The sequence below is a fragment of the Staphylococcus sp. CoH_129_LAB_1 genome (genome assembly GCF_058191515.1).
In genome coordinates, this window is the sequence record NZ_JBXWKZ010000005.1 from 29,346 (window position 1) to 43,170 (window position 13,825).

At 32.4% G+C, this 13,825-nt stretch carries 11 protein-coding genes; 4 read left to right on the forward strand and 7 right to left on the reverse strand.

What is annotated here, in order from left to right; all coding sequences use genetic code 11:
- Positions 1–49: 49 nt before the first annotated feature.
- The gene (locus tag AC2FB1_RS02775) at positions 50–1,192 is read right to left on the reverse strand and encodes a CapA family protein (RefSeq protein WP_490673763.1); all 1,143 of its coding nucleotides are present in this window, start codon (positions 1,190–1,192) and stop codon (positions 50–52) included.
- A gap of 249 nt (positions 1,193–1,441) precedes the next feature.
- Between AC2FB1_RS02775 and AC2FB1_RS02780 the strand changes: the two genes are divergently transcribed.
- Positions 1,442–1,570: a magnetosome magnetite crystal formation protein family gene (locus AC2FB1_RS02780; protein ID WP_232133104.1), complete on the forward strand. Its 129-nt coding sequence runs from the start codon at positions 1,442–1,444 to the stop codon at positions 1,568–1,570.
- Between the two features lie 42 nt (positions 1,571–1,612).
- On the opposite strand, the gene AC2FB1_RS02785 is transcribed toward AC2FB1_RS02780, so the two are convergent.
- From AC2FB1_RS02785 to isaB (AC2FB1_RS02795), 3 genes are all read right to left on the reverse strand, one after another.
- Positions 1,613–2,374, reverse strand: a complete 762-nt coding sequence (locus tag AC2FB1_RS02785; protein ID WP_490673764.1) for an alpha/beta hydrolase — start codon at positions 2,372–2,374, stop codon at positions 1,613–1,615.
- A 136-nt stretch (positions 2,375–2,510) separates the two neighbouring features.
- Positions 2,511–3,746 (reverse strand): arginine deiminase, encoded by a 1,236-nt coding sequence (gene arcA, locus AC2FB1_RS02790; protein ID WP_490673765.1) that lies wholly within the window; start codon positions 3,744–3,746, stop codon positions 2,511–2,513.
- A 262-nt stretch (positions 3,747–4,008) separates the two neighbouring features.
- Positions 4,009–4,533: an immunodominant staphylococcal antigen IsaB family protein gene (gene isaB, locus AC2FB1_RS02795; RefSeq protein WP_490673766.1), complete on the reverse strand. Its 525-nt coding sequence runs from the start codon at positions 4,531–4,533 to the stop codon at positions 4,009–4,011.
- 319 nt (positions 4,534–4,852) lie between these two features.
- Here isaB (AC2FB1_RS02795) and AC2FB1_RS02800 point away from each other — a divergent pair, with 319 nt between their 5' ends.
- The gene (locus AC2FB1_RS02800) at positions 4,853–5,251 is read left to right on the forward strand and encodes a YolD-like family protein (RefSeq protein ID WP_490673767.1); all 399 of its coding nucleotides are present in this window, start codon (positions 4,853–4,855) and stop codon (positions 5,249–5,251) included.
- Between the two features lie 46 nt (positions 5,252–5,297).
- On the opposite strand, the gene isaB (AC2FB1_RS02805) is transcribed toward AC2FB1_RS02800, so the two are convergent.
- The gene (gene isaB / locus AC2FB1_RS02805; protein ID WP_490673768.1) at positions 5,298–5,819 is read right to left on the reverse strand and encodes an immunodominant staphylococcal antigen IsaB family protein; all 522 of its coding nucleotides are present in this window, start codon (positions 5,817–5,819) and stop codon (positions 5,298–5,300) included.
- A 202-nt stretch (positions 5,820–6,021) separates the two neighbouring features.
- Between isaB (AC2FB1_RS02805) and AC2FB1_RS02810 the strand changes: the two genes are divergently transcribed.
- Positions 6,022–6,537 carry a hypothetical protein gene (locus tag AC2FB1_RS02810; protein WP_490673769.1) on the forward strand — a complete coding sequence of 172 codons (516 nt, stop codon included), beginning with the start codon at positions 6,022–6,024 and terminating at the stop codon, positions 6,535–6,537.
- Between the two features lie 56 nt (positions 6,538–6,593).
- Here the strand turns inward: AC2FB1_RS02810 and AC2FB1_RS02815 are convergent, their stop codons facing one another.
- Positions 6,594–9,422: a YhgE/Pip domain-containing protein gene (locus AC2FB1_RS02815; protein ID WP_490673771.1), complete on the reverse strand. Its 2,829-nt coding sequence runs from the start codon at positions 9,420–9,422 to the stop codon at positions 6,594–6,596.
- A 263-nt stretch (positions 9,423–9,685) separates the two neighbouring features.
- Between AC2FB1_RS02815 and AC2FB1_RS02820 the strand changes: the two genes are divergently transcribed.
- The gene (locus AC2FB1_RS02820; protein WP_490673772.1) at positions 9,686–11,902 is read left to right on the forward strand and encodes an amidase domain-containing protein; all 2,217 of its coding nucleotides are present in this window, start codon (positions 9,686–9,688) and stop codon (positions 11,900–11,902) included.
- A 60-nt stretch (positions 11,903–11,962) separates the two neighbouring features.
- Here AC2FB1_RS02820 and AC2FB1_RS02825 read toward each other — a convergent pair whose 3' ends face one another.
- Positions 11,963–13,540, reverse strand: a complete 1,578-nt coding sequence (locus tag AC2FB1_RS02825) for a YfcC family protein (protein ID WP_490673773.1) — start codon at positions 13,538–13,540, stop codon at positions 11,963–11,965.
- Positions 13,541–13,825 lie beyond the last annotated feature (285 nt).

The following is a 13,825-nucleotide window of genomic DNA, read 5'->3' on the forward strand; positions in this document are numbered from 1 at the left end:
AATCAAAAGCGACTGTACGTGTCATTTACACATGTGCAGTCGCTCTTTTTTATAAACTTCTTTCATTTAAAAATGTTGGGTCAATAACATGTTTTGTAATGTCTTGTAAATGAGGAATATTCCATTCACTTTCTGCATCATACTGTAGTCCATGTTTCTGTGCTAATTGTGGTGTGTAATCATCTAGGTTGTAAATTCTAAAATGTTGGCGTGTTTGTTTATTATTAGGTTTAACTTGTTCATAATGATTGACCATACTTGTCCATTTAACATTCTCTACGTGTACGCCTTTAGGTTCTTTCACTACATCGAAATTTATCCTTCCTAGCAATTGATTATTTTCATCTCCACCATATTGTCCATTTAAAAAATTACCTAAAGAATAGGCTACCAACGTTTTATGATGATGACCTTTTGCTTTGACCCATTTTACTGGTTGAATTACATGTGGATGCGTACCGATAACGACGTCTACACCCTCATTTGCAAACAATTGAGCATATTTCTTCTGTGTCTTATTTGGTTTATGATGATTTTCATTTCCCCAGTGTGCCGACACCATGACTACGTCGCTTTGTTGTTTTGCTTTTCGTATATCCTGTTTAATAGTAGCTTCGTCAAACGTTTTTACTGTATATGGATCGTTTGAGACCATATCATTTGTTCCATACGTGTAACTTAATACACTAATTTTTACACCATTTTTAGAAATGGTATGTACACGATTCGCCTCTTTTTTCGAATTGTATATTCCTGTAAACAATACGTTATGATCAAATTTTTCCCAAGTCTGTATATGATTTGTAACCCCTTGATCCCCTTGATCTAAGGAGTGATTATTTGCACCATTAATCATATCGAAACCAGTTGCAACAATGTCACTTGCTACCTGACTAGGTGTATTGAACTGTTTAAATCCTGAAAATGGAATATCATCTCCACCAAGCGGAGACTCTTGATTTACAAAAGCTAGATCAGGTGTAGTTATATCGTTCTTTATATTAGAATACATTGGTTTAAAATTAAATGAGCCATCAGAACGTTGTGCATCATTATAGACAACAGGATGAATTAAATTATCTCCCACTGCCACAACTGATAATTTCTCACTGTTATCTTCAGCAAGAGCCATACCACATATCAGTGAAAATACTAGAAAAATAACGACTGAAGTGATGTAATATCTGTACACTAAACTTACGCTCCTTATTAATTTAGAGTAGCTTCTTTTATATTCACGAAAAACCTAAAATAATTAATACTTGTCATTATTTTAAGATACTCAAAATAATAACTCAAATTAGTTTATGAATTAAAAAAATAAGAAATAGAAAAAGTATCTATTTCTTATTTTTGGTTATCTATCCTTACCAAATATATCAACATGTTTGATAGGTTGATCGATAGCATTCGCTAATTTGAAAGTTTAGCTTTAACTATAGTGTTAATTGGTTACTTAACTTTATTCATTGTAGGTATTGCTGGTTTTGTCTATACCATTTTAGCTATTCTTGCAATGAATAAAGGCGAAGATTTTGTTGTTCCATTTACGATTGAAATTATTAAATAAATAAAAATCCCCTCTGTGAATGTTTCTCACAAAGGGAATTTTTTATTCTTCTACTAACCATTCAATGGTACGTTCAATAGCCTTATCCCAGAAAGCATAATCATGTTCTCCAGGTCCCTCTTCATATTTGTAAGTGATTCCTTTTTTATCTAAATATTTCATAAATTGTTGGTTGTCATCATATAAGAAGTCTTCTGTACCACATTGAATAAAGAATTCTGGGAGTGTTATTCCTTTTTCTACCGCTTCATCAACTAAATGATACGTGTCTAACTCTGTACCTTTAACTTTCAAAGCTTCGCCGGCAATGGCTTTTGGATCAAAGTCATTCCATTCAATATCAAGTAAAGATTGTACATCACATACCGCAGATAATGGGGCTGCTTTTGAGAACAAATGACTTTGTGTTAAAGCAAATTTCACTGTGCCATAGCCCCCCATTGAATGTCCAGCTATAAAATTATCTTCTCTTTTCTTAGATAGAGGTAATACTTGGTGCGCATAATGATATATTTCTAAAATATAGTTATAATAACTATGTCCATAGACCATATTCGCATAGCCACTGTGATCAGCATTCGGCATAATCACTGCTAAATGATGTGCTTCAGCATAACGTTCAATACTTGTTAAGCGTATGTAAGACGTCGCATCACTTGATAAGCCATGTAACAGTAATAACGTTTTCAAAGGTTTTGCAGGTTCATCTTGCTTGAAAAAGCTATCGTCTTCTGGAACGATGGCTGTAAACGATTGATTCATTCCAATCGTAGGTGATTTATAATTAATAGTCATCAATGCCATATTGACTTCTCCTTTCATTTTATAAAGTATGTTATCTATTTTACACTTTTTGTAGACTAATGGAATATTTTTAATATAAAAAAACGCTAGCCAAATGACTAACGTCTTTCACTATAAAATGTTTCACGTGAAAACATTAAATATTTTCTCTAAAGAGTGGCTGGCTCATACATCTTGGACCTCCACGGCCACGTACTAACTCACTTCCTTTAATCTCAATCACTTTAATACCTTTGTCACGTAATAATTGATTAGAGACGTAGTTTCTGTCATACGTCACCACAACGCCTGGGCGAATACATAATGTATTAGATCCATCGTTCCACTGTTCTCTAGCACCGTCAATTATATCCCCGTTCCCAGTAGGTATAAATTCTACGTTATCTAATCCTAATGCACTGGCAAGTGTTTCTCGTAATTGGCTAGAATGCGTGATTTTAATATCCTCTTTTATTTCATCTTGTTCAATTGTAAAGATATTCATATGATTTTCTTCTTTAAAAATAGCTGCATGTACTGTGAATTTATCATAATCAATCATTGTAAATACAGTATCTAAATGCATAAATGTACGGCTATTGGGTATTTCAATCGCAAGTACTTTCTTAAATGTCGTATGTTTATCTTTAAAGATATGTCGTGCTAAACGTTCAATGGCCTCAGCAGAAGTACGCTCTGAAATGCCAATCGCTAAAACATCTTCAGACAATACTAGTTCATCTCCACCCTCAATATTAAAAGGTGACGTCCGATCTAGCCACACCGGTATATCTGCTTCTTTAAATCGAGGATGATGATTTAAAATATACGTCATAAAAATAGATTCACGGCGTCTTGCACGCCAGTACATACGATTAATTGACATCCCTCTACCTATTGATGCTTGTGGGTCACGTGTAAAATATAGATTAGGCATTGGATCTAAATAAAACGGATATCGATCATCTAAATATTCAACGAGATGAGTTGTTTCAAGTTGAATTTCTTCTTTTCTTATACCTGCCATTACTTTTTCAATCAGTGCTTGATTGGATAACTTTGAAAAATAATCTTTAATTTCTTTCTCATGTCCTAAAATCGTTTTTTGAGATTCTGATAAAATATCATCAATAAATTGCTGTCTTACTTTTTCATCTTCAATCGCTTCAGCTGCAAGCTGTTCTAAATAAACTACTTCTACCCCTTCAGCTCTTAATGTGTCCGCAAACTGATCATGCTCTTCTTGTGCTACTTTTAGATATGGAATGTCGTCAAACAATAATCCACTTAAATGATCAGGTACTAAATTTTCCAATTCTTTACCTGGCCGTTTTAATAGCACTGTTTTTAATGTCCCGATTTCGTTATTAACTTGAATTGGCCCCTTTGTCATTCGTCTTCCTCCTTCAAGTAAATTATATTTCTATATAATTATCATACAAAAACAGTCTCATATATACATTTTTTGTAGATGAATCTATCGTATCACCCTTCTATAATTTTTAATAACAAAAATCTTAATATACGATTAATACGATAAAAATCTAATATTTCTAAAAACCTTAATAAAATGCCGCATTTATTTTTATTCTTTTTTATGTATAAAAAAATAGTTAAAGTGACAACACTCACTTCAACCATTACCGTTAATCCATTTAGTTCATTGCTTTTTGTACTGTGCTATAGCCCAATACTACTCGATCTACTGTACCTTTATTAACGTCAAACCAAACTGTCATACCATTTTGTTTAGGTTGATAGTAATAAATACCTGTTGTGTTGTTTTTACCATTATCAATTTTTTGTAGATCTTTACTATATACTTTTTTTAGTTGTGTCAATGAAAGCCGACCCTTTACTTCCATATCTAATAATGATGCAGTTTTACCGTCTTTAGATACATTTCTGAAGTATTGATCATATTTCATTGCTGATTTATTAGATGTTGACTTTTTGATTTTAATACCATTAAATTTGACATTTTCAGCTTTAACCGCATTTTTAAAGTTTTTATCCAATACGAATGAAGCATTTTGACCAGCATAACCATTATAGTTATAATATGACGACGTTGCTGCGTGTGCAGTTGGCTGTTGAACAAGCGCACCTGTAACGCTAGCACCTAAAAATGTACTAAATGCTACTGTTGTAGCTACAAATACTTTCGTTGTTTTTTTCATATGTGTCCTTCTCTTTCTCTTTAAACTACCCATATCATACTTTATTACTTATATCTATACAATTAATAATATATTTAAATATTTTTTTATAAAATTGTGTTATAATACAAATGGGAGTAATAGTCCTATTCACTCCTTCACAAAAAGTTATATTACGTAATAACATTAGGCCATAAGTTTACTTCCCCTTTGTTAAACTTGTGGTCTCATTATATATAAATTCATTTTTTTAATTTTAAAATATAAGATTTATTTATATTATAAGAAAGCACTTTAATAATACGAACATATGTTCTATAATATGATTGAGGTGGTTCTTATGATTCCTGATCAATACAAACGTGAAACAGATTACCGTAAAATTCCTAGAAAATATTTAGACGCTAATATACCACAAGGCCGTGGCATGATTAAGTGGGCGCCTTTTGCAGTAATGCCTGAACAGTATGAACGAATAAAAGCATTTATCGAAGACCAAAATAAAATAACAATGCCCTCTTTGTCAGAAGATCAATTCAATATTCTGAATAGACGATTAATTGAAAAATATACAACTCATCAACTCGCTATGATTAGTTATTTTAAAAATGGTGCTATTCATTCTATTACTGCCTATATCAAACGCATTGATACTTTAAACCAGTATGTTACGATTAGTAATGAGAATGGCTCACAAACAATGAAACTGGAGTTTGAAGTGTTATGCCATATTGAATAATAAAAAAAGAGCGGGAATTGAATTCAGTCCCGCTCATATTTATTATTTATTTGCTTGTTGTCACACCTTCGTAGCCAATATCAACTTCTACTGTTCTTCCATGTGTTATAACAAATGAAACAATTAAGCCGTCTTTCTTAGGTTGATATTCAAAAATACCACTTTGTTTATCATTAGGAGTTCCTTTTACTTTTTTTAAATCTTGGCCATACGCTTTTTTCAATTGATTATATGTCAAATCTCCTTTAACACTAAATTGAACTTTATTTGCCTTTTTGCCATCTTTACTTACACCAGTAAATTTTTGATTATATTTTTCAAGTTCTTTATTACTATCCGCTTTTTCAAATTTTATCCCATTCATTGTTACATTTCCATATTTAACTGCTTTAATAAAATGTTTATTTGTTACAAATTTTGCGTCTTTATCTACATACCCGTTATATACATAATATGGCTTTGTAGCTGCATGAGCTGTATCCTCGATTGGTAAAACAGCTGTACTTACGCCTAATACTGTCCCAAATGCTAAAGTAACTGATGCTATAGATTTAACTATTTTATTCATGATTGTCCTTCTTTCTCTAATGGATTTTTGTTTCACTACTATTATCTCATACTCTTTATCTTAATTCACTGTACTTTAGATGTATCTATCACAGAATTATGTGAATAAAATGTAATATTATTTAGTTATATAAATACTTCCTATTTGTTGAACTTTGATTATAATAAACTAAAGAAATCAATTAAAAATGGAGGACTATAATTTGAAAAAAATATTAGCAACTATAGTCATTATATTACTTGTTGTGGCATTAGGATTCTCAGTCTTTTTTGCAGCCACACATTCTAATCAATCTGACTCAAATCAAACACAATCTACTAAAAAGAAAGATAAAAAAGAAAGTACTTCTGAAAGTCATACAGTTCAATCTAATGAAACAAGTCAATCTGACAATGGTACCAATGCGCAATCTGAGCCAACAAGTCAGTCATCACAAACTTCTCAAGCGACACAAGAGTCTCAACAAGCGACACAACGTCAATCTAATATTCAGACTACACAGCCAAAAACAAGTGAATCATCAAACACATCACAACATCGTTCAGAAAGTAACACGTCAAAACAACCTACATCTCAAAGCACAGAAGAGAAACCATCTTCAGAGCAACCATCAGCTGAACAACCTTCAACAGAAGCAAAGCCTTCATCACAACAAAGTACGCAGTCTTCAACTGAAAGTCATCATAGCAGTAGTGAATCTAATAATAAATCTAATTAAACATAATAGCCTGATTGATAATGATTTTTTACTATCAATCAGGCTATTTATATTTTCTATTCTGTTACTTTACTTTCTTCTACGCGTTTTGCAATCTTAGTCATAATTGGATCTAAGAATGGTTTAGCAATAAATCCGATTAGGAAGAAACTAAGACCGAACAAACCGAATATAATTAATTTTGTAATTAAGATTTCTGGTACGATTCCACCTACAACTTCACGTAAGCAATCAATTAAGTACGTAAATGGTAAATATGGTGAAATGTTTTGGAAAAACTTAGGTAGTGTCGCTACTGGGAAGGTACCGCCACCGCCTGCAATTTGTAGTACTAAAAGAATGATGGCTACCGCTTTACCTGGGTTACCCAATATAGATACACACGTATAAACAATGGTATTAAACACAATTGCGCCAAATAATGCAACGAGTACAAAGAGCAATGGTGATTCTACTTGCGCATGAAGTAAGAATAAGTCACCTGTTGTAACAATGAGGGTTTGTAATACACCCATCAAGATAAAGAACATTCCTTTACCAAGATATTCTTGTCGTTTCGTTAACTGATCTGCTAATTCTTCATGTTTGTTATGCACTGTTAATAAACTCACTAATAATAAAGCGCCCACCCAAATAGATAATGCTGTATAGAACGGTGTCATCCCTGAACCATAATCTCTAACTGGGAAAACATCAACTGTTTTCTTATTGATTGGATTCGCGATAACATCTGCTTGTTTTTTCAAATCATTTTTCAGACTATTAACAAGCTTATCTACTGCATCGTCATCGTCTAATTGATTGAATATATCATTAGCCTTATTTAAATCTCTTTCGATGCCAGGTAATTTTGTTTGTGCAAAGTTCGCTAAATTCGCTAAAGCTTCTTTTGCTTTTGGCTGATTTTCATCTAATAAATCAACTGCATTATCATATTTATCAAATAACGTTGGTAGATTAGCATTTACAGTAGCCGTTGCATTCGCAAGACGTTGTTCTAAATCAGGTAAATCATTACGTACAAAGTCTGCAGCTTTTTCTACATTTTTTCTTACTGTTGGGAAGTAATTTTTAGCAGTTTGTGTTGCTTCAATATATCCCGCTTCAAGTGATGGTAATTCACTTTGAAGTGTCGCAATACGACTTTGACCATCGCCTACAATTTGTTGACCTGCTTGAATGACTTGATTAATCGTATTTAATTTAGATTGAACATCTGATAATACAACTTGGCCTTCACTTAATTGTTTTGTAATATCATTAGAAACTACAAGTAAACGATTATTTAAATTATTTTTAATGTAATCTCTATAACTACCTAAGCCAGAATTTAAAGCTGGCAAGCTTCTTAATACATTAATAGACTCAGCGCTACCTTTACCACCGCTAGATAATGCATCAATCAATTGATTAGTAGAACGTAACGTATCATTAATACGATTATTCGCGCTTTCTATTTGTTTAATTTGTGGTGCTAAATTCACATGTTCACGTTGTTGTAACTCTTTTAATACATCAATAAGTTGTTGATTGTATTTTGATGTGTTTTCTAAACGTCCTTTAATATTTCGAAGCATATCATTGTATTCTGTTGGTCGATTAGAGGCAATGACACCATAAGTTATATCTCTTAATGCTTTTACATCAGATTGTGACGCCTTAGCTTGTTTATCAGCATTTGAAGATAATGCAAGTAATGCTTCAGCAAGTCCACTATTCATTGATTTAACATCTTCATTTGAAAGAATCTGACCATTAGGTAATTGATCATTATTCGAACTATTACTTAATTTTTGAATCGTATATTGAGGCATGCCATTGTCATTAGTTGTAGTACTTTGTTGTCGTAGATTATTATTTACATTACCATTAACTGCCTGTGCTCGCCCAGCTGCCTCTTGATAATCTCCAACACGTTGTTTAGCCATACCTAAATAACCTTGCGCATCGTTAAGTTGTTGATTTGCTAAGTCTAATCCTTGACCCGCAATATCTACTCCTCTATTAATTTTAGGGAATGTCTGAGGTATATCATCTGCTGCTACATTCACTAATTTCTGAATGTTAGGCATATACTCGTTCAATGCGAGAATTAATTTCGCTTTTTGATTCAATGAAGGAATAGCTGCATTGACGTCATTTAATTTTTGCTGAGCATTTAAAATATCACCTTTATAGTTACCTAAATCACGGAATTGATTTGCATATTGATCAAGCTGATCTTGATGATCATTAAGATAAACAATTCTATCTGCAATTTTATTCAGTTTAGGTAAAGATTGATGTGCTGCATATACAGCATTTTTAATTTTATTAATTGTTGGTACTTCATCTTCAATTTGAAGACCTACTTTATTTGCTTCTTTCAATAATGCTTTTGTTACGGTCGTATTAAACTGCTTATTAGCTTCATCAACAATAATTGTCGAACCGGTATCGGTCATTTTAGGAGCAACAGCATTAATTTTTTGGTTCACTTTATATGTAATGTCTGCTTTTTCAGGATGTTTACGAAGTGTTCCAGTAATTTGATGTGTAAATTTCTTAGGTATGTAGATACCTGCATAGTATTTACCCATTCGTATGTCATGATCTGCTTTCTCTCGACTGACAAATTGCCAATCAAATTTATTGTTCTTTTTCAATGTGTCTTCGAGCGTATTACCTACATTAATTTTCTTACCTCGAATTTTATCGCCTTGGTCTTCATTTACAACTGCCACTTTAATATGACCTGTATTACTATAAGGATCCCACATCGCCCATAAGTTAAACCATGCATAAAATGAAGGTAGAATTGCCAAACCACCTAGAATGACCCAAGCAGCTGGTGTTTTAGCTACACGCTTTAAGTCTGTCAAAAATAATTTAAACGCGTTCTTCATTTTCACTCTCCTAGAAATGAAATATTAAGAATTTATATCAATATGATTTAAAACATTGTTTTTTATATCGTAGAATTAGTATAATACTTTTATCACGATTGCCATAATTAGTTGATACATATCAACAATCAAATGGTACTCATGCATTATAGCAGAAAATGTTTTTAGCTACAAAGCTAATGCTACGTTAAAATATGATAGAAATCGTCTGACTTAAGACGGATTTATAAAATATATTATACAAAACTAAGGAGCGTTTATTGATGTCGAAGCAAAAATTTATGATATATTTGCTAACTACAACTCTTGTTTTACCAACATTTACGTCTAGTGTTGCTCAAGCTGAAGAGAATACAAATACAAAACAAACTAAAACATCTGAATCAAATCATGAGGGGTCAACTTCTACATCAGAAACAGCAAGTACTGAAAGCAACGAAACTCCATCTTCAGAAGAATCAACTTCTGATAGTTCTGATAATAAAAAGCAAGAATCTCAGTCAAAAGAAAATCAAACAGACACAACTTTAAATGAAGATGCATCCTCTCATTCTAAGTCATCATCAACACATTCAAAAAATAATAGCTCATCTAACACTAAAGATGAAGACACGTATCATACACCATTATCTGCATTTAATATTAATGGTTCAAATCCTTCATTCTCATCAAACTTTTTAAGTCCTAGCCAATATGAAAATGGATTCAGTTTAACAAGTTTGATTTCATCCCTATTTAATTTTGATGATGATATTTCAAAATATGAACATGTTGAAAGTGATTCATCTTCATCTAATAATAGTGATGACAAACATACAACGAATACCACTTCTTCAGATAAAGATAACACCGAATCGTCAAATCAACATACAACAACAGATGCATCAACTCAGGATTCATCTGACAAGTCAAATAGTAATGTCACATCATCAAGTCAATCAGATGCACTAACTGAAAATAATCAATCTAATCAAACATCTCATTCATCATTTAAATATAGTAACGATAATAGCAATCATTCAAATGATGACTCTAGCGTAAGTAAAGCTTTAGATTCATTGAATCAATTAGCTTCAGATTTAAATGATAATAGTACTAACGAATCATCAACATCAGAAGAAACAACAAAAGATACAGCATCTCAAACATCTAAATCTCAAGAAGAGAAAGCAACATCGGAATCTTCAACTTCACATTCAACACCTTCTGACAAAGATGGACAACAATCAGAAGCTGTGTTAGATGCGCTTCTTGATCAATATAGTGATAAAGCACAACAAACACATAAAGACTATACATCATCTAAAAAAAATAACACATCTCAAACATCACAAAATGAAGATTCAAAAAAAGATGAATCAACAACTCAAGATCAAACATCTACAAATAAAGACAATCCACAATTGCCAACAGAAAAACAACTAAAACATAAACAAGAAGCACCACAATCATTTGAAAATGATTTTAAACAAAGTAATACACGTGCTGTAAGTTTATTCCAAGATATACCACAACTAAATGGTAACAATGTTACTAATGGAGACATTGCAGTAGTAGAAAATAAAGAAACACGTGAATTTATCACATCTATTGCTAAAGACGCGCATAAAATCGGCCAAGATAATGATATCTACGCTTCTGTAATGATTGCACAAGCTATTTTAGAATCAAGTTCAGGTAATAGTGCACTTGCGCAAGCACCAAACTACAATTTATTCGGTATGAAAGGCAGTTATAAAGGAGCTACAGTTAACTTCAATACACTTGAAGCTGGTAGTGACAACACTATGTTTAGTATTAATGCTGGTTTCCGCAAATATCCAAATCTTAAAGCTTCATTAAAAGATTATGCTGATTTAATCAAACACGGTATTGACGGTAATCCTACAATTTATAAATCATCTTGGAAAGAGGTTGCTCCAACTTATCGTTCAGCAACACGTCATCTGAGCCAAACTTATGCTACTGATCCTAACTATGCAACGAAGTTAAATGGCTTAATTGACCATTACAATTTAACTGATTTTGATAAGAAAAAAATGCCTAATTTAGATAAATATTCAAAATCAATAGGAAGTAATGGCACAGATGCTTCAGGAAGTGCATTTAAACCATTTTCAATTACAGATGGTTCTTCACCATATCCTTATGGTCAATGTACTTGGTATGTATACGAACGTGTTCAACAATTTGGTAAACACGTAGGCGGTCATTGGGGCGATGCACATAACTGGAATAATAGTGCTGAAGACGCTAGTTATAGTGTAAGTACAACACCTAAAAATCATACAGCTGTTGTATTTGAAGCGGGTCAATCTGGAGCAAGTGCGTTATATGGTCACGTTGCTTTCGTTGAAAAAGTAAATAATGATGGTTCAATCATTATTTCAGAATCAAACGTGAAAGGATTAGGTATTGTATCATATCGTCAAATTGATGCCGATACTGCCTCATCTCTACACTATATTCAACCTAAATAAATGTAAGTGCATAACAAAAGCCATTGATTTTCAAATACTTGAAAATCAATGGCTTATTTATTATGAGTATACTAACACTTGGGCAATTAATAAACCACCACCAAAGATAAATACAAATGCAACAATTGGCCATACAAATTTAAGCCAATGTGAATATTTCATATCCAACATTTGTAATGTAGCCATAATCAATCCTGTTGGTGCTAAAAATAGCATCGCATATTGTCCAAATTGATACGCTGTCACAATCACAAATCGAGGAATGCCTACTGTATCAGCAAGTGGTGCAAATATTGGCATTGCAAGTACAGCTAATCCTGATGATGAAGGTATAATAAATCCTAGAAAGAAAAAGATAATCAATAACACAAGAATAAACAGTGGTCCATTCGCATGTTTTACAAGTGAAGATGAAAAGTTTAAAACTGTATCTGAAATCAGTCCATCATTCATAATCATGTTAATACCACGTGCAAGACCAATGATTAATGATACACCCACTAAACTTGATGCACCATTAACGAATGCATCAACCACTTTTTTCTCACCTAATCCATTCTTACCTAATGCAACAATAAGCATAATCACAATAGTAAAGGCTAAAAACATAGATGCCATAATCGGGAACCACCATCCCTGAGTCATTACGCCCCATACCATAATTGGAAAAGGTAAGATAAATAATATTAAAATAATTTTTTTACGTAAGGTGAAAATACTTTCTTCACTATTATTCTTAATCACTGACCATTGTCTTTCAAACTTCACTTTATCTTCATAAGTATATGATAGTTTTGGATCTTTCTTGATACGCTTTGCATACCAGTATAAATATCCAATCGTAAATATGGCTGCTACAACGAGTCCAGCGATACGCCAATATAATCCATCTACAAATGTTGTTCCTGCAGCATTAGAAGCGATTACTACTGAAAAAGGATTAACTGTTGAAAATGTACTACCAATAGAACTTGCAAGGAAAATAGATCCTACGCATATAATAGAATCATAACCCATCGCTATAAATATAGGGACAAGCACTGGATAGAAAGCGACTGCTTCTTCCTCTATACCACACAATGTTCCACCTAAAATCATTAAGATAGATACCATAAAGACCAGTAAAAATTCATGACCCTTAGTTTTTTTAGTTAGTGCTAATAATCCGGATTCAAAAGACCCACTCGTTTGTACAACTCCTATTAAACCACCAAGCACAAGAATAAATACCATGACATCGACAGCTTCAATGGTCCCATTTACCATGCTTGAAGTAATTTGCTCGAGGCCAGCTGGATTTTGTTTCAAGCGCTCGTAAGTTCCAGGAATTGATATGGGTTTATTGATAGCACCTGATTTAAATTGATTCACATCAATTTTGACGCCTAATTTATCAAGTTGATCTTGTGTCCCTGGGACTGTCGTTGTTTTATTATGTGCATCAACAATCTTAAATTCGTGAGCGCCTGCATTATAAGAAAGCTTAGCATAAGCACCTGCTGGCACAATCCAAGTTGCTACCACCGCAATAATGGTTAGAATAAATAATATTGTAAATGCACCAGGCATTTTTAATCGAAATCTTTTTTTCTCTTTTTTATTAGAGACTGTATGAGACACGCGTTCACTGTGTTCCATGTTTCCCACCCCTTTTATCTTTATTACTTCAACATGTACCACGTAATGATTATAATTCAGTCATTTTAAAAATTATTTTTTCATACTTTAAGAGTATGTCTAATATATATTACATTCAATAATAATTTAAAATAAATCGATTATTATTCACCATTTAAATATACCGTTTATGTATAATTTCACCTAATATCAATTCATATCCGCTTTTTATGAAAGTGCTTTTTATATAAAAATAGAGTAAATAACTAATGTTCAATGACATTAATTATTTACTCATATATATTT

Coding starts and splice junctions, on each gene's coding strand:
- AC2FB1_RS02785 (WP_490673764.1), bottom strand. CDS start 2,374: ATGGCATTGATGACTATTAATTATAAATCACCTACGATTGGAATGAAT.
- arcA (WP_490673765.1), bottom strand. CDS start 3,746: ATGACAAAGGGGCCAATTCAAGTTAATAACGAAATCGGGACATTAAAA.
- isaB (WP_490673766.1), bottom strand. CDS start 4,533: ATGAAAAAAACAACGAAAGTATTTGTAGCTACAACAGTAGCATTTAGT.
- AC2FB1_RS02800 (WP_490673767.1), top strand. CDS start 4,853: ATGATTCCTGATCAATACAAACGTGAAACAGATTACCGTAAAATTCCT.
- isaB (WP_490673768.1), bottom strand. CDS start 5,819: ATGAATAAAATAGTTAAATCTATAGCATCAGTTACTTTAGCATTTGGG.
- AC2FB1_RS02815 (WP_490673771.1), bottom strand. CDS start 9,422: ATGAAGAACGCGTTTAAATTATTTTTGACAGACTTAAAGCGTGTAGCT.
- AC2FB1_RS02820 (WP_490673772.1), top strand. CDS start 9,686: ATGTCGAAGCAAAAATTTATGATATATTTGCTAACTACAACTCTTGTT.
- AC2FB1_RS02825 (WP_490673773.1), bottom strand. CDS start 13,540: ATGGAACACAGTGAACGCGTGTCTCATACAGTCTCTAATAAAAAAGAG.